Annotated in this window: 13 protein-coding genes and 1 tRNA gene; 10 read left to right on the top strand and 4 right to left on the bottom strand. The window is 67.4% G+C overall.

The window, feature by feature from the left end:
• Positions 1 to 47: 47 nt before the first annotated feature.
• The 5 genes from AC6EUH_RS01200 (at position 48) to AC6EUH_RS01180 (ending at position 8,170) form a co-directional block, all read left to right on the top strand.
• A complete protein-coding gene (locus tag AC6EUH_RS01200) occupies positions 48 to 536 on the top strand; it encodes a PTS sugar transporter subunit IIA (RefSeq protein ID WP_056425436.1) in 489 nt (162 codons plus the stop codon).
• Positions 537 to 599: 63 nt separating this feature from the next.
• Positions 600 to 1,463 carry an SURF1 family protein gene (locus AC6EUH_RS01195; protein WP_056425439.1) on the top strand — a complete coding sequence of 288 codons (864 nt, stop codon included), beginning with the start codon at positions 600 to 602 and terminating at the stop codon, positions 1,461 to 1,463.
• A complete protein-coding gene (locus AC6EUH_RS01190; protein WP_056425441.1) occupies positions 1,460 to 1,972 on the top strand; it encodes a DUF3817 domain-containing protein in 513 nt (170 codons plus the stop codon). Before AC6EUH_RS01195 ends, AC6EUH_RS01190 begins: the two co-directional genes overlap by 4 nt.
• A gap of 225 nt (positions 1,973 to 2,197) precedes the next feature.
• Positions 2,198 to 3,787 carry a glutamine-hydrolyzing GMP synthase gene (gene guaA, locus AC6EUH_RS01185; protein WP_056425444.1) on the top strand — a complete coding sequence of 530 codons (1,590 nt, stop codon included), beginning with the start codon at positions 2,198 to 2,200 and terminating at the stop codon, positions 3,785 to 3,787.
• A gap of 270 nt (positions 3,788 to 4,057) precedes the next feature.
• Positions 4,058 to 8,170, top strand: a complete 4,113-nt coding sequence (locus tag AC6EUH_RS01180) for an AAA family ATPase (protein ID WP_499737578.1) — start codon at positions 4,058 to 4,060, stop codon at positions 8,168 to 8,170.
• Positions 8,171 to 8,303: 133 nt separating this feature from the next.
• Here AC6EUH_RS01180 and AC6EUH_RS01175 read toward each other — a convergent pair whose 3' ends face one another.
• From AC6EUH_RS01175 to AC6EUH_RS01165, 3 genes are all read right to left on the bottom strand, one after another.
• Positions 8,304 to 8,903 carry an RcpC/CpaB family pilus assembly protein gene (locus AC6EUH_RS01175; protein WP_499737577.1) on the bottom strand — a complete coding sequence of 200 codons (600 nt, stop codon included), beginning with the start codon at positions 8,901 to 8,903 and terminating at the stop codon, positions 8,304 to 8,306.
• Positions 8,904 to 9,297: 394 nt separating this feature from the next.
• Complete coding sequence (locus AC6EUH_RS01170; protein WP_056425457.1) at positions 9,298 to 9,555, bottom strand: FmdB family zinc ribbon protein; 258 nt, start codon at positions 9,553 to 9,555, stop codon at positions 9,298 to 9,300.
• A gap of 145 nt (positions 9,556 to 9,700) precedes the next feature.
• Entirely contained in the window at positions 9,701 to 10,336 is a 636-nt protein-coding gene (locus tag AC6EUH_RS01165) for a 5-formyltetrahydrofolate cyclo-ligase (protein ID WP_056425460.1), read from the bottom strand.
• 114 nt (positions 10,337 to 10,450) lie between these two features.
• Between AC6EUH_RS01165 and galU the strand changes: the two genes are divergently transcribed.
• The 5 genes from galU to AC6EUH_RS01140 all read left to right on the top strand — a co-directional run bounded on the left by galU (position 10,451) and on the right by AC6EUH_RS01140 (position 14,178).
• Positions 10,451 to 11,368 carry a UTP--glucose-1-phosphate uridylyltransferase GalU gene (gene galU, locus AC6EUH_RS01160; RefSeq protein ID WP_499737576.1) on the top strand — a complete coding sequence of 306 codons (918 nt, stop codon included), beginning with the start codon at positions 10,451 to 10,453 and terminating at the stop codon, positions 11,366 to 11,368.
• Between the two features lie 5 nt (positions 11,369 to 11,373).
• Positions 11,374 to 11,994 carry a GNAT family N-acetyltransferase gene (locus AC6EUH_RS01155; protein ID WP_499737575.1) on the top strand — a complete coding sequence of 207 codons (621 nt, stop codon included), beginning with the start codon at positions 11,374 to 11,376 and terminating at the stop codon, positions 11,992 to 11,994.
• A 141-nt stretch (positions 11,995 to 12,135) separates the two neighbouring features.
• On the top strand, positions 12,136 to 13,095 hold the full coding sequence (locus AC6EUH_RS01150) for a hypothetical protein (protein WP_082492530.1): 960 nt from the start codon (positions 12,136 to 12,138) through the stop codon (positions 13,093 to 13,095).
• A 163-nt stretch (positions 13,096 to 13,258) separates the two neighbouring features.
• On the top strand, positions 13,259 to 14,059 hold the full coding sequence (locus AC6EUH_RS01145; protein WP_499737574.1) for an SDR family oxidoreductase: 801 nt from the start codon (positions 13,259 to 13,261) through the stop codon (positions 14,057 to 14,059).
• A gap of 46 nt (positions 14,060 to 14,105) precedes the next feature.
• A tRNA-Ala gene (locus tag AC6EUH_RS01140) sits at positions 14,106 to 14,178 on the top strand.
• A 663-nt stretch (positions 14,179 to 14,841) separates the two neighbouring features.
• Here the strand turns inward: AC6EUH_RS01140 and AC6EUH_RS01135 are convergent.
• Positions 14,842 to 15,810, bottom strand: a complete 969-nt coding sequence (locus tag AC6EUH_RS01135; RefSeq protein WP_499737573.1) for a hypothetical protein — start codon at positions 15,808 to 15,810, stop codon at positions 14,842 to 14,844.
• Positions 15,811 to 16,195 lie beyond the last annotated feature (385 nt).

Here is a 16,195-nt window from a genome sequence, read left to right as displayed (position 1 = left end):
CGACCCGAGGCTGCCGGCGGACTCACGCCACTTCGAAGGGATGCCTCTTGGCGGAACCACTGGACCGGTATGATGCCGAGCTCACCACCCCCGACATGGTGATCCTCGAGTTGGACGCCACCGACAAGATTGATGCGGCCGCCCAGTTGGCTGAACGGATGCATGCCGCCGGACGCATTTCCGATCTGGAGGGCTTCCTTCAGCACGTCAACGCCCGTGAACACCAATTGGCCACGGGCCTGCCGGGCGGCATCGGCCTGCCCCACGCCCGCAGCGAATTCGTCACCCGAACCTCCATTGCCGTCGGGATCACGAAATACGGCAAGGCGCTGGACTTCGGCGCCGCGGACGGACCCGCCACGGTGGTCCTGCTGATCGGCACGCCAGCCAGTTCCTTCTCCGACCACCTCGAAGTGCTCGCCACCCTGGCCCGGTCGTTGTCGAAGGAGTCGTTCCGCGATTCGCTCCGCCGTGCCTACGACCCCGAAGTGATCGCGGAACTCATCAACTCCAGCCTGGTCTTCTTCGACCACTAGGGATCTCCACGCTTCCCACAGGCCGTTTCGCTGTTCTACACGCGGACGAAGTACGGTTAAGGGGTGCTGAAAACTGCCCTCAAACCCCGCTGGATCGCCGGACTGGTGTTCGCGATCGTCGTTTCCGGGGTGTTTGTGCTGCTCAGCCAGTGGCAGTTCGGGCGTTCGACCCAGCCGGAGGTGACGGTCGCCGCCACCACCGAGGAACCCAAACCGCTGACCACGGTGCTCCGGCCCGGGGACTTCTTCCCGGGCTCGGTCGCTGACCAGATCGTCACCGCCACCGGTACGTACGATCCGCAGAAGCAGGTCCTGGTCCCGGGCCGTTTGAACGGCGGTGCCACGGGGTACTGGATCGTCTCGGCCCTGGCCGTGAAAGACGCCCCCGTCCTCACCGGAGCCGGCGCGTCACCGCAGACCTGGATCCCGGTTGCCCGCGGCTGGGTTGCCGAGCCCGCGGACGCCGCGGCGCCGCCGTCGGGCGTTATTGAACTGACCGGACGGCTGCTGCCCTCCGAGGCCCCGCTGCCGGGCACCGACGCCGGCGCCGGGCGGGCCACCGCCGTCTCCGTTGCGGAACTCATCAACATCTGGGACATCAGCAGTTACCCGGGCTTCGTTACCGCGAATTCCGAGCTTTCCGGCGGCACCGATGTCAGCGCCGCCGCGTCCGGCGGACAGGCGAAGCCGCTGAACATCGGCCCGCAGCCGCCGGCCGAAAAGATCAACTGGCTCAACCTCTTCTACGCCGCTGAATGGGTTGTGTTTGCCGGCTTCGCGCTGTTCATCTGGTGGCGGCTCGTGCGGGACGACTACCGCCGCGACCTCGAGGACGCCCTCGACGAGGAGCAGGAAGCTGCGGAACGGCCCGTCCCCGACCCTGACCCCATCGAACCGCACCCCACCGACCCGAAAGTGCAATCATGATCGAGCCCCAGCCGGCCATCCAGCCGCAGCAGTCCAACGCAACGGGAAACACGCCCGGCAAAAAGCGCCGCTTCGGCGGAACCGAGGCCCAGATCCGTTCGGCGCTGAAGTTCTACAAGGTGCTCGCCTACATGACCGGCACCATGCTGCTCCTGCTCTGCGCCGAGCTGATTGCCCGGTACGCGTTCGGCCAGTACCTCTTCCTGGGCGGAACCAACGCCGTCACCGGCGAGCCCTTCGGCTTCGGGTTCGCCGACGCCGAGCCGCCCGGCGTCATCGGCGGCGTGAATCTCTCCATCGCGGTGCTGATCGTGCACGGCTGGATGTACGTCGTGTACCTCATGTCCAACTTCCGCCTGTGGTCGCTGATGCGCTGGCCGTTCCTGAAGCTGATCGTTCTGGCTCTCGGCGGCGTCGTGCCGTTCCTGTCTTTCGTCGTGGAGAAGAAGTTCCACGCCGAGGTGGAGGCCGAGCTGGCCGCGAACCCGCAGGCCCCGCAGCGCTACTGATCCCGCGCCGTGTGCAGCCTGACCTGCGAGGAGGCGCGCCGGGCGCAGATCAGGGCGAATGCCGCCCGTCGATTCGCCCTGAGCTGCACCCGCGCCCGAGTGGCCGCCCGGCCAGCCTTGCCGCCGCCGGGCTTCTGTGTGAGTTCGCTTACCCGGCCGGCGTTTGCGGGCCCGGACCGGCTTCTCAATGTGCAGGCGGAGGGCGCCGCAAAGTAGGCTAGTACGGTGACTACTCCCACTGCATCCCAGACGTCCCACAAGCCCGTGCTGGTTGTTGACTACGGTGCCCAGTACGCGCAGCTGATCGCCCGCCGCGTCCGGGAAGCGAACGTGTATTCGGAAGTGGTTCCGCATACCTACAGCACCGAGCAGCTCCTGGCCAAGAACCCCGCCGCCATTATCCTCTCCGGCGGTCCCGCCAGCGTTTACGCCGAAGGTGCGCCCAGCGTAGGCGCGGACCTCTTCGAGGCCGGAATCCCGGTTTTCGGCATTTGCTACGGCTTCCAGGCCATGGCCAACGCCCTCGGCGGCAAGGTGGCCCAGACAGGGCTCCGCGAGTACGGCGCCACCGAGACCACGACGATCGGTGAAGGCCGCTCCATCCTGGACGGAATGCCCCAGCACCAGAGCACGTGGATGAGCCACGGCGACTCCGTGCACGAGGCTCCCGAAGGCTTTGAGGTCCTCGCGACCACTGCGGGCGCCGACGTGGCCGCCTTCGCCAACGAAGAAAAGAGCCTCTACGGAGTGCAGTGGCACCCCGAAGTGAAGCACTCGGCCTACGGCCAGCAGGTGCTGGAAAACTTCCTGTTCAAGGGCGCCAAGCTGGAACCGAACTGGACCACCGGCAACATCCTCGAGGAGCAGGTCGATCGGATCCGCCAGCAGATCGGCGATGCCCGGGTCATTTGCGGCCTGTCCGGCGGCGTTGACTCCGCCGTCGCCGCAGCACTGGTCCAGCGGGCCGTCGGCGATCAGCTGACCTGTGTGTTCGTGGACCACGGACTGCTGCGCGAAGGCGAAGCCGAACAGGTCGAACGCGACTTTGTGGCCGCGACCGGCGTCAAGCTCTACGTCGCCAATGAGCAGGAGCGTTTCCAGTCGGCGCTGGCTGGAGTCAGCGACCCGGAGACCAAACGCAAGATCATCGGCCGCGAATTCATCCGTGCCTTTGAGGAAGCCGAGCTGGCCATCATCGCCGAGGCGGCCGCCCACGGCGAGAAGATCAAGTTCCTCGTGCAGGGCACACTGTACCCCGACGTCGTCGAATCCGGCGGGGGCGAGGGCGCCGCGAACATCAAGAGCCACCACAACGTGGGCGGATTGCCGGAAGACCTGCAGTTCGAACTTGTGGAGCCGCTGCGTGCACTGTTCAAGGACGAGGTCCGCGCCGTCGGCGCCCAGCTGGGCCTCCCGCAGGAAATCGTCGGACGCCAGCCGTTCCCCGGACCGGGCCTCGGCATCCGGATCGTCGGTGAAGTCACCAAGGAGCGGCTGGACCTGCTGCGCAAGGCCGACGCCATTGCGCGGGCCGAACTGACCGCCGCCGGACTCGACAACGAGGTCTGGCAGATGCCGGTTGTGCTGCTGGCGGATGTCCGCAGCGTCGGCGTCCAGGGCGATGGCCGCACCTACGGCCATCCGATCGTGCTGCGCCCGGTCTCCTCCGAAGACGCCATGACGGCTGACTGGTCGCGACTGCCCTACGACCTTCTGGCCAAGATCTCCAACCGCATCACCAACGAGGTGGACGGCGTGAACCGCGTGGTGCTCGACGTGACCAGCAAGCCGCCGGGAACGATCGAGTGGGAATAGCCCGCTAAAGGGCGAATGAAGTGGCCGGTCTCCTGGGGAGGCCGGCCACTTTGCGTCTGACCGGGACATCCGGGAGCGGGAAGGTGCCGCTCTGGCAGCGGATGACGATCCTGCAAATTCCGGTCGAATTTGCGTCCCGCCAGTGTTGCGGAGCCTCACCGGCACCGGATTCGGGCTACCCTCGAAAGCATGCCGGTATGGTCCAGGACGTCCCGCGCGAGCACGGTAACCGTGAGCACAGTAAACGCGAGCACAGAAAAGAAGGCAGCAGTGTCAGTTGGTCAAGGCCACCCCGAGGGCTCCGAGGAGCTCAGGAAATGGCTGTCGGGGCTCAAGCCCGTCACCGGAGCAGACACCATGCTGCGCTTCACCAAGACGCCTGAGGGCTCCATCGACCTGACCCACGCCCATCCCTCCGGCCTGGCGCAGCTGATGGCCGGCCGGCGCACCCGGCTCTCCACCCTGATCCGTGACCACCAGCAGTACGTCATCGCAGCGCGGGCCTCCCGCAACCTGCGCTCCAAGATCTTCGAACTCTCCAACGACCGCGGCATCGATGCCGGATACTTCTCAGCCGGCACGGTCGTCTGGACGTCCGCCGTCGGTGGCAAGCCCCAGCGCGTCTCCGCCCCGGTCATGCTGGCTGCCATCTCCCTCACAGCCCGGCCGGGCGAAGACGACTACGAACTGCAGCTGACGGAACAGGCCAAGATCAACCCCGCGCTGATCCGCCACCTCAAGACGATCCACGGGATCGTCTTCGACGTCAGCGCGATCACCCGCATGGCGTACAGCACCGCCCGCTTCGATCCGCAGCCGGTCCTCGAACGCCTGGGCACGCTCATCCAGCCGATCCACGGCGCCGAGGTGGAGCACAACCTTCTGGTTTCCACCTTCGCCGACCTGTCCGGGAGCCTCGAGGACCCGTGGATCAACGCGAACCATCCCCTTGTGACGGCGCTGGGCCGCGCCGCCGCCGGCGGGCCGGTGGAGGTCCCCGAGCTCAAGAACGGGCGCTTCCCGAGCACCGACGAGCGGGATCCCGCCGATGAACTGCTGCTGCTCGACGCCGACACCGACCAGCAGTACGTCGTCGACGCCGTCCGCGCAGGAGACTCCCTCGTGGTCAGCAGCCCGCCGGGCACCGGCCAGACCCAGACGGCCATCAATACCATTGGCGCCCTGGTCGATCAGGGCAAGACCGTTCTGGTGGTGGGGGACAGGCGCGCCAGCCTGGGCGAAATCTCCGCCGAGCTGGACACCCTGGGGTTGGACTCCACCCTCTTCCAGCTGGCCGGCAACACAACTCCACTGCAGCTCAAAGGCCAGCTGGTCCGGGCCATTGTGCGCAACGAGAAGTCCCTCGAACCCCAGCTCAGCAACCTGCACACCACTCTGATCGAGCACCGTCACGCCCTCCGGGACCACGTCGCCTCGCTGCACAACGTCCGTCAGCGATGGGGCTGCTCACCCTACGAGGCCATGCAGTCGCTGGCCGAGCTGACGTCCATCCAGCCTGCACCGGCCACCACCGTCCGGCTCAAGCGCAGCGTGCTCGACAGCATCCGGGACCGCGAGGAACTGGCCGGGCGGCTGCGCCGGGCGGCCGAACTGGGGAGTTTCAGCCGCGCGTCGACGACGAGCCCCTGGCACGGCGCCCGCCTCCTCACCCGCAAGGAAACCCAGGAAGCGCAGCAGGTGGCGAGCTCCGTTGCCCGGAAGCTCCCGGAACTGCGCGAACTGATGAACGGCGTCGCCGAGCACGCCGAGATCCGCCTTGGCCGTACGTTTGCCGAGTGGGGAGACCAGGTGGAGCTTCTTGTCGCGGTGCGCGGGAGCCTCGACAAATTCACCGCTGACATCTTCGACCGTCCGGTCCACGACCTCATCTCAGCCACCGCGGCCTCCTCCTGGCGCCGTGAACGGAACATCGAGATGCCGTCCATGCAGCGCTCCCGCCTGCGCCGCGTGGCGAAGGAATACGTCCGCCCGGGCGTCCACATCGCCGACCTGCACAGCTCCCTCGTCCTGGTCCAGGAGCAGCGGGCCGCATGGTCGGACTATGCCACGACGCAGCGCCACCCGGCGGTCCCGTCCGGCCTGGCGGAAATCATTGCCCTGTACCGCGAGCTGGAAGCCGAACTGGTCGAATTGGGCCAGGCCGTCCGGCACACCGCGGCCGGCGGCGAGTTGCACACCACGCCCTATGAGGAACTTATGGAGCGTCTGGTGCGGCTTGTTGCCGATACCGGGACCCTCGAGACCCTGCCTGAGCGAACGCTCCTGGTCGAAAACATGCGCGAGCACGGCCTCGGCGAACTCCTGGCTGACCTTGCCGAGCGTGAAGTGCCGGCCGATTCCGTGGCCGCGGAGCTAGAGCTCGCCTGGTGGCAGTCCGCGCTGGAAGCCATGATCAGCGGGGACGACTACCTGGCCATGTCCGACGGCGACGCCCTGCGACAGCTCGAAGCCGAATACCGCCTCGCGGACAACGCCCACATCGCCAGCGGCGCGGCCCGGCTGCGCTGGAACCTCGCCGAACGCTGGCGGGCCGCCATCGCGGAGCACCCGCGGCAGGCTGAGCTGCTGCGCAGCCTGCTCAAGGACGGCCGGGTCACCCTGCCGGCCCTGACCGGGCAGGCCGCGGAACTGCTGCCCATGCTGGTGCCCGTGTGGTCCGTCAGCCCCTATCTCCTGACGGCGGTCCTGCCGGTGGAGCAGCGGTTCGACGCGGTGGTCATCCTCGACGCCGAGGCGACATCGCTGCAGGCAGTCCTGCCGGCCGTCGCCCGCGCCAAACAAGTCATTGCCTTTGGCGACGACAGGATTGCCAGCCCGCGGACGTTCACCGTCAGTGTGGAGCGGCTTGCCGCCGGCGAGAGCTCCCACCAGGGTGTCGAGAGCGCGTACAAAGCCCTGTCCACCGTGCTGCCCGTATGGAACCTGCGGACCGTCTACCGCGCCGTCGACGAAGACCTCGTACGGCAACTGAGCAAGGGTTTCTACGACAGCGGGCTCCGCCGGTTGCCGGAGGGCCAGTCCGCCACCGGGCTGGACCGGGCCCTGACCGTTGAATATTTGCCGGACGGTACGGGACTGCCCAGCGCGGACCACGACGGTGTCGAGTCGGTGGTGGCCGAGGTCAACCGTGCGGTGGAGCTTGTCTTCGAACACGCCCGGCTGCGGCCCCGGACGTCCCTGGCCGTCGTCACGGGCAGCCTCCGGCACGCGGCCAGGATCGGTGAGTCCATCCGGCTGCAGCTGCCCAACCATCCGCTGCTGGCGAGCTTCTTCACGGCAGGGGACGAATCCTTCCGGGTGGTGGACCTGGACCGCGCCCAGGGCCTGGTCCGCGACCACGTGATCTTCTCCCCGGGCTACGGCCGCACCCCGCACGGACGTGCGCTCCACAGCCTCGGCCCGCTATCCGCGGACGGCGGACGGGCCAAGTTTGCCCTCGCCATGACGCGGGCACGCCGGTCGCTGCACGTGTTGAGCTGCTTCCGCCCCGAAGATCTGGACGTGACCCGGCTAAGCCACGGCGCGGTGGACTTCTACGAGCTCCTGGACCGGGAAATCGCGGGCAACTCCGATCTCGGCAGCCCGGCGTCGCGCGCCGCCGCCAGCGAACAGGCGCTCGGAGCGGACCCCCTCGTGGCGGACCTCGGGGACCGGCTCCGTGCCAGGGGCGCCCGGGTCTGGCACCAGTACGACGGGGCGCTGAACATGGTTGCCGCGGCCGACCCGCTGAGCACCCTGGGCCAGGACGACGCCGAAATTCCCCGGCCGGTTGCTATCGAGTCCGACGGCACCGAGCACTACCGCCGGCTGACCGTCCGCGAACGCAGCAGGCTGCGCCCGCAACTCCTGGAGCGACTCGGCTGGCGTTACATGCCACTATGGACCATAGAGGTTTTCACCGATCCTTCGGCCTGCGCCGACCGGATCGGCGGCTACCTTGGCTTGGAAAAGCCGGCCGTGACGCACCGGAAGCAGGCATCGCCGGGATTCTTCGACGACGACGTCGAGAACCTGGCCGTCAACGAAGCGCAGGCCTCCAACGGGCGGGCCCCGTCCGCATGGTCGGAGCGCGCGTTTGAGTACAGGACAGATCAGGGCAGTAAGGAGGCCGGCGGCATGACTGCAGACGGCGGCACGCGAAACAACGGTGACATCCAGAACGACGAGGACGTCCAGGTCGACGGAAACGTCCAGGACAACGGGCGGGATCATGAGCCGAAACCGGCCTCGCCGGTGACGGTCCCGGCAGGGGTGCTGCCGAACAAGGCCGCCGAAGACGATCCCCGCCGCTGGGGCGACGAGCCCGGCGGCTATGACCACGACTCCTGGCTCCAGGAACAGAAGCCCCCGCACTGGGGCTAAGGACCTACCGAGCCCGCGCCGCAGCTGCCCGGGCTTCGGCGGAATGGGCCGGCCGGTAGCTCCGGCTGGGGCGAGTTACGCGGGGGACCGCTACGCGCGGAGCCCGCCACCGTGGCCAGCTACGCGGGGACCGCTACGTGGGGCCAGCCCGCACCAGAACGAAGAACAGCTTCCCTTGGGTGGAGGCACCGGCGAGACGGCGCGCCTGTTCGGCGTCGGCCGCCACGACCATAAGGCCGTCCGCTTCCCCGGCGGCCAGCCATTGGCCGGCATCGCCGCCGTTCCCGGAAGTCCACAGCACCGGCACCGCGGCCGCCAGCAGCCGGGACGCCGCGGGCTGATCGAAGCCGTCACCGGTTGTCATGACCACATTGACGAGCTGTCCGGGCGAGAGCACCTGGATGGAAGCGGGATCGGCCATCCGGAGCGGCACGGCCGCAGATCCCGGCGGGCTGCCCGCCAGCAAACCGGGTCCAAGGAGCTGGGCGTCGGAAAGCAACTGACCTTTGCGGAGCGCTACGGCAAGCTGACGGCCGCGAGGGGAGTCGTTGGCGCCAAAGCTGCCCGCAGTCACGAGGCCGCGCGGGATGTCCAGGACCGTCAGGTCGTCCGGGCCGAGTGTCCTCCCGGCCGGGAGGTCCCTTGCTGCGGCGAAGGCGGAGACCGTGTAGGCCGGGGCCGGCGTCAACTGTTGCACCGTGATACCGGCCGCGATGCACAGGAGCAGCGCCACGGTCAGACGCCGGTTGCGGTCCAGCCAGCGGACCGTCCGCCGGAAGTGCCGGCCGGCGGGTCTTTGGCCTCGCGGTGAAGTTCCGGAGCCCGGGCGGCCGGGGCGTCGTCCGGGGGAACGGCCGATCCTGAGGACTGACGAAGGGCGCAGCGCGCCACGGAGTAAGACACCTCGCGGTAAAAACCCTCGCGGTAAAACACCATGCAGTAAGCCAAGGGGGATGCCCGGCCGGAGGCTGCCGGGTGGCGGAACGGAATGCGCAAAGGTGGCCATGGCGCGACACTACGCACCATTACCAAACCCGTGCAGGGGCAGCCTGGGCTATGTGGAGAAAGGCCTGCTGGTTCCGCGGACCGGCGGCGGGGCGCGGCTGGGCCGGAGCCCCGCGGACGGCCTAGCTGGCGGAGGCGGCGGCGGGCGCCGGAGTCGCTGCCGGGGTGGGAGCGGGGGCGGGGGAGACGGTGCTGCCCTTGGCATCACGGGAGTCGGTCCGGTAGAAGCCGGAACCCTTAAAGACGACGCCAACGCTGTTGAACTTCTTGCGGAGGGTCCCCTGGCACTCGGGGCAGGACGTGAGGGAGCTGTCGGTGAACGACTGCACGATCTCGAAGGCGTGGCTGCAGTCCTTGCAGGCGTATGCATACGTGGGCACTGGAAATCCTCCTCTGGGACAAACGAGCAGGTCCCGTGCTGTCCGGTCGGGATCATCGCCGCAATGTTTCTCGGCGGAATCCGTCCCTTAGCAGTCGCAGGGCCTGAGTGCTAATTCTATCACCCCGCCGCGCGGCTCCCATGCGCTATGGCTGAACCCGCAGCAGGCCGCCCGGGGTCAGGGCGGCGGCCACTTTCCGGTCGAAGGACTCTGCCGGGATGCTGCCGGCGGGCAGCACCTCGGCGTCATACACGATGGCGGCCGTCGGCACGGGGGGCAACAGCCCGCCGTCGGACGCCAGGGGCCGGGACGGCAGGAGTGCGGCCAGCGCCGCCAGGAACTTGTCGTAGTACCCGCCGCCTTGACCGATCCGGTTACCGGAAAAGTCGACGGCGGTGGCCGGCAGGAAGATGCCGCTGGCGGAACGCATGACGGTTGTGTCGTGGCGTTCGCCTGCGGGCTCCTGGATCGGAGCGTAACGGCTCCGGACGGATTCGGAGGCCGGCGTCCAGTACACCCAGCTCAGTGCCAGCTCGGGTTCGCAGACCGGAAGCAGGATGCGGTGCCCGGCGGTATGCAGCGCTTTCAGCAGCGGCAGCGTCGGAGGCTCGACGCCGACGCCGAGATATGCGGCGAAGGTGCCCGGTTTGCTGCCGGACAGTTCGGCTGCCCAGGCGAGTCCGTGCCGTGCGATGGCCTCTCCGGCGCTCTCCAGCCCGGCCCGGGTCAGTGTGGCCCGGCCGGCCCGGTGCCCGGCCCGGATTTCTGCTTTCGTCAGCATGGTCTCTGGCTCCTCCGCCTCGTGTCCCTCGGCCGGGCGCGGCCCGGTTAGCAGATACTATTCCGGCGGCTCGAATGATTACCGAATGTTTGGTCCCTCCGTTAGATTAGTCGAGTGACTACACTCAACTCTCCCGTCCGCAAGGCCGTCATTCCCGCAGCCGGCCTCGGCACCAGGTTCCTTCCCGCCACCAAGGCCATGCCGAAGGAAATGCTTCCGGTCGTGGACAAGCCCGCCATCCAGTACGTCGTGGAGGAAGCCGTCAACGTCGGCCTCAACGACATCCTGATGATCACCGGACGCAACAAGCGCGCGCTGGAGGACCACTTCGACCGCGTTCCCGCGCTGGAAGCAACTCTTGAGGACAAGGGAGACACCGCCAAGCTGGAATCCATCCAGGCGGCGAGCAACCTGGGGGACATCCACTACGTGCGCCAGGGCGATCCCATGGGCCTGGGCCACGCCGTGCTTCGGGCCAAGCAGCACGTTGGCTACGAACCGTTCGCCGTCCTGCTGGGCGATGACCTGATCGATGCCCGCGACGAACTGCTCAGCACCATGATCGAGGTCCAGGCCAAGACCGGCGGTTCGGTGGTTGCCCTGATCGAGGTGGATCCCTCCCAGATCAGCGCCTACGGCTGCGCCGATATCCAGGCGGTCAACGGCGAAGAGTATGTCCGAATCAACCACCTCGTCGAGAAGCCCGACGTCGCCGATGCCCCGTCGAACCTCGCCGTCATCGGCCGCTACGTCCTCCACCCGGCAGTCTTCGAGGTCTTGGAACACACCGCACCCGGCCGCGGCGGCGAAATCCAGCTGACGGACGCCCTCCAGGAACTGGCCGCCGGCGAAGGTGAAGGCTACGGAGTGTACGGCGTTGTGTTCCGCGGCCGCCGCTACGACACCGGCGACAAGCTCAGCTACCTCAAGGCCTGCGTGCAGCTGGCCTGCGACAGCGAGGATCTGGGCCCCGGCCTGCGGGAATGGCTGCCCGAGTTCGCCGCCAGCCTCGCACCCAGCCTGACCAAGTAAATCCCGTGGGGGGCAGCTTCAACTGGCCGGCGACCCTTGAGTGCGGCGACCTCGTGCTGCGCCCCATCCGGTACCGGGATCGCAAGGAGTGGACCGAGGTCCGCTCCCGCAACAGCGAGTGGCTGGCCCCCTGGGAAGCGTCCAACCCCGCTCCCGGCGGCGGCCTCCCCGACTACCGCCAGATGGTGCGCTCCCTCAAGGCCCAGGCTGCCCAGGGAACTGCTCTGCCTTTCCTGATCACTGCCTGGACCCCCGGTTTCCGGGAGCCTGTGATCGTGGGCCAACTGACGGTGTCCTCCATCGTGTGGGGATCGGCGATGATGGCCACCCTCGGGTACTGGGTGGACAAGGAGCGGGCCGGACAGGGCATTGCCCCGACCGCTGTGGCCCTGGCGACGGACTACTGCTTCCAGACCCTCGGCCTGCACCGGATGGAAATCAACATCCGCCCGGAAAACGCGCCCAGCCTGCGGGTGGTCGAGAAACTCGGCTTCCGAGACGAGGGTTACCGGCCGCGATTCCTGCACATTAACGGCCAGTGGGCAGACCATCGGAGTTTCGCGCTGACGTCCGAAGAAGTGCCGGAGGGGCTCCTGGCGAGGTGGCTACAGAACCGGCCCGCATGAGCGGTCAGACCCTTCCTGACCAGCACAGACGTTATGAATGCAGTCAATTGACACTTGTCCCGCGACACACCGGGGACAATGCGGCCCGGCGCACTGCATTGCTCATACGGTTTTGATGTGGACTTCCCTCTTAGCAGCTCTGTGATCCTTGTCATTGCTGTTGCGCTCTGGATCGTGTGGGTTGCACCCTACATACTCCGGAACGGCCGCCACCAGCTGCAGCCCGCCGGCGAGTTCGTGGCGGACCTCATTGATCCAGAAACAGCCCCGCAAGCCGGCCACGTCATGAAGATGGCGGCCCAGCAGGAGAAACCCATGCCCCCTACCCAGTCCACCGTGTCCGGCCCGGGAACGTCCGGGTCCGACCGCGTCCGCCAGCCCGCATCCACCGGTCCGGCGTTCAAGATCCGCTATGGCCGGTTGACGCTGGCGCTGACGGGTCTGCTCTCGCTGCTGACGGGGATAGTGTCCGCAGTCCTGCGGATCTTCGGCACCGGTCCTGTTTGGCTGCCAGTCGTCGCGTTTCTCGGCGCCGCGTTCGCTGTCGTCGTGCTCCGCCGGCTCGCCGTCCGGGACCGCCGCCGCAAAATGAACGCCGCGTTTCGATCGGCCATGAGCGCCCCGGCACGCCCGGCCCGGTCCGCCCCGGAGCGCACACCGCTTCTGGAACCGGCAGGGGAACCCGGCGAACGTGCCGAGAGCCCGCTCTTTGACGCCCAGGCCGACGCGGCAGAGCGCAAACCGGCGCCCAAGCCGCTGACCGCCCAGGAACTGCGCCAGGCGGCCCTGGCGGAAGCGGTGGCTTCGGGCGACACGTCCGTCCGCCGCAGCGCGGAGTTCCAGGCCGTCGAAGGATCCAGCTGGGAGCCGGTGGAGGTCCCCAAGCCCACCTATGTTGAGGCGCCGAAGGCCGAACGGGCGGCCCCTGAGCCGCTCGACCTGCCGGAAGCCCCGAAGGCCGTGGGGAAGCCGTCGCTCAAGCAGGGTCTCCCGCAGGCATCGGCTGGCACCGCCGGCCCGGACAGCGAGCAGAAGCCCCTGGGCAAGGCCCAGAGCGCCCTCAGCAACCTGGACGACGTCCTGCAGCGACGCCGGGCCTGAATTTTCTATCGAGCCCCGGGCAGCCAGTCATGGCCGCCCGGGGCTTTGCCGTGTCCGGGCGCCGGTGTCCTTCAGATCAGGACGGGCCATTTAGTACCGGCCCTTCTGAATCCGGCTCGCCCGGGGCGTCCGGAAATCGGGCGGAGGCCGGTAGCCTCAGGGCATGACAAGAATCTGTGTTGCCGGCGGTACCGGCCAGGTGGGCCGCGAAGTGGTGCGGCGGGCTGTCGCGGGCGGGTACGGCGTGGCGGCCCTCTGCCGGCATCCGCTGCCCGCCGGTGCCCCGGCCAGGGTCGACGGCGCGGAGTACTTCCCCGCCGACGTCACCACCGGCGAGGGGCTGGCGGCGGCACTGGCGGGGGCCGACGTCGTGATCGACTGCCTGGAGGGGCGCTCCGGGAAGGATCTGAAGAACTTCGCCGACGGCGGCGCCCGGCTTCTCGCCGCGGCCCAGGACGCCGACGTGTCCCGCGCCGTGATGCTGTCCATCGTCAATTGCGACCGGAGCAGCTTCGGCTACTACGCCTCGAAGGCGGCCAAGGAACAGGTCTATGAGCGCTCCGGGCTGGACACTGTCGTGATCCGGGCGACGCAGTTCCATTCCCTGCTGGCGGCCATGTTCGGGGCCGGCTCGACGCTGCGGATCATTCCGGTGATCAAGGGTGCCCGGTTCCAGCCGATCGCGCCCGCCGACGTCGCCGCAGCCCTGCTGGAGGCGGCACTCGAACCGCCGGCGGGCGTGCGGCATAGCGTCCGTACTATCGGCGGGCCCGAGATCCAGGAGATGGAGGAGTTCGCCCGGCAGTGGAAAGCCGTCACCGGTTCCAGCGGCCGCCTGGTGCGGCTGCCGTTGCCGGGTGCCATCGGAAACTACCTGCGCGCCGGGCTGAACCTGGTACCGGAGGAACGCCACGCCGGTGAGACATTCAGCGGCTGGCTGGCAAAGAACGCGGATAGTTTGTAGCCTAGGGAAACCGGCAACGCCGTACCTTCGGGAACGGCGTTGCTTCGGGGCTATAGCTCAGTTGGTAGAGCGCTTCGTTCGCATCGAAGAGGTCAGGAGTTCGAATCTCCTTAGCTCCACAGATTGCAGGGGTTTTCGAGTCATCGGGACCCTGAATGCACTGCCCCGTGGACGCCCCCCGAAGTCTGGGCGCTGGGGATTCCGCCGCTAAGGCGCCCGAGCCGCTGAAGCCCAGCTCATGTCTCACCGTCACACCTGCCGCCGCCCGATCAAGAAGGCGCATACCGCCCTCGGGCTCGCCAAGTCAGCGCTCACCCAAGATCCCACGTGGTGCCTCCACATGTGTCCAAGGGTGCCAGGAGTCGGAGGCTTGTGGCACCCGGACGCGGTTCCATGCACTCTATGTGCGGGGCATGGCACGGAATACTTTCCGGTCAGGCCGTGGCTTCGTACTGCTCCAGCAGCCGGGTCAGGGCGGACACGGTGTCCGCAGCCATTTCCGGGGGTCATGGCATCGGGGGAGAAGCTGACAAACGGGCCGACCTTGTCGATGAGGCCGGCGCCTTTTTCGCCTTCCTGGCGGACATGATATTCCACGACCCGGGCCGTGGAGGCACCGACCGTGACCTCAAGGATGAAGTGCCGCTCGGATTCGTTCTCCGAGGAGTCGGCGTTGGCGAATCCCGTGCTGGTGCCTTGGTCGGCCCAGGCGGGACATACCGGCCAGCCCTCGCGCGTTGTGCTCGCCGGATGATGATAAGGCAATCCAGCGGCCGTCGCTGTTACCGCCAGATGTTCACGGTAGTGCCACGCGCTGGGGTGTAGCTGATGGAGCCGTTCTGGTAGTTCTGGACGGTTTCGCCGAAGGAGAGAAATTCGACGGAAGTCGGATAGCCCAGGCGACCGCGTTCTGCGCCGGTCGCTGCCCATGCGCTCCGGATAGCTCCGAGAACGGGCCAGGCCCCGCTTGCGGGGGAGTAGTAAATGGCACCGTTCTTGAACTGGTACCGCTGGTAGACACCGCCGTTCTTGAGCCCGGCGATCTCATTGGTGATCGGGTAGCCGATCTTTTCGAACACGTACGGTATTCCCCACGCGGACCGGATGGCTCCCAGGACGTAGTGGGCACCGGACACGGGGGTCCAATATATTTCGGAAACTTTGGAGCCAGACACAAACTGCTGGTAGACGCCGCCGCGTGGTTGTCCGCCGACCTCTTCGCCGGCCGGGTAGCCGAGCTTACTGCGCTCGGCACCTAGCGATGCCCACAGGGCGCCGATCGCGCCGTGCATGATCCGTGCCTGACGTACAGGGTCCCAGTAGATGGAACCGCCCTGATACTTCTGGTAAACATCGCCCCTGCGGAACTCACCGCCGTTGGCCACTGGGATTTCATCGGTGATCGGGTAGCCGAGCAGCCCGTTCTGGGAGCCCGCCGCCATCCACCTGTTGCCGATCCCTCCCCTGGCGATGCGCACACCTGTCGTGGGGGAGGAAGCGATCGTGCCGGCAACGAAACGCTGCGTCGAGCCGCCGTTCTTCAGGCCGGTCTGGGTGTCGCTGGTCGGGTAGCCGAGGAAACCCTTCTGCGCTCCCGCGGCGATCCACTTGGCACCGATGCTGCCCTCAATCACATGAGCGCCGGTCGCAGCCGTGTAGTAGATCGAACCGTGTTCATACATCTGCATGGAGCCGCCATTGGTGAGCCCAGTGACCTCGGTGCCGACTTTGCTTCCGAGCCTGCCCAGCAAAGCCCCGACGGAAGTCCACTTGGCCTCAATGGGCGAGGGGACTGGGGTCGGAGTGGGCGTCGGCGTGACAACGGGTGACGGCGCTGGGGTAACCGTGGAAGTAACTGTGGGCGTAGGCGTGGGCTCTGTGTCAGCGAACGCTGACGAGAGGGGTGATATGGCGACGAGGATGATGCCGGCAGCGGCAACACTGGCACCCCAGGCTTTAGCCGACCGGCGTTTCGTTGGATCCAAAGAAGCTTGCCCCCAGATGTAGAAGATAGTCCGCCTTGACGGTGAGGGTGCCGGTCCCGATTACCCACCCCCGGGCGACACTGAACCCGAGCCTAGGCTCCATGACCCGACTTGTCATCAGGTATTGCTGTGAAGAATTGATTGGACCAAA

It is taken from the genome of Arthrobacter sp. 001422645, assembly GCF_059816125.1.
Note: the sequence above shows the minus strand (reverse complement) of the source record. Positions and strands in the feature narration are given on the sequence as shown.

Coding starts and splice junctions, on each gene's coding strand:
- AC6EUH_RS01190 (WP_056425441.1), top strand. CDS start 1,460: ATGATCGAGCCCCAGCCGGCCATCCAGCCGCAGCAGTCCAACGCAACG.
- AC6EUH_RS01165 (WP_056425460.1), bottom strand. CDS start 10,336: ATGCTGACGAAAGCAGAAATCCGGGCCGGGCACCGGGCCGGCCGGGCC.
- AC6EUH_RS01145 (WP_499737574.1), top strand. CDS start 13,259: ATGACAAGAATCTGTGTTGCCGGCGGTACCGGCCAGGTGGGCCGCGAA.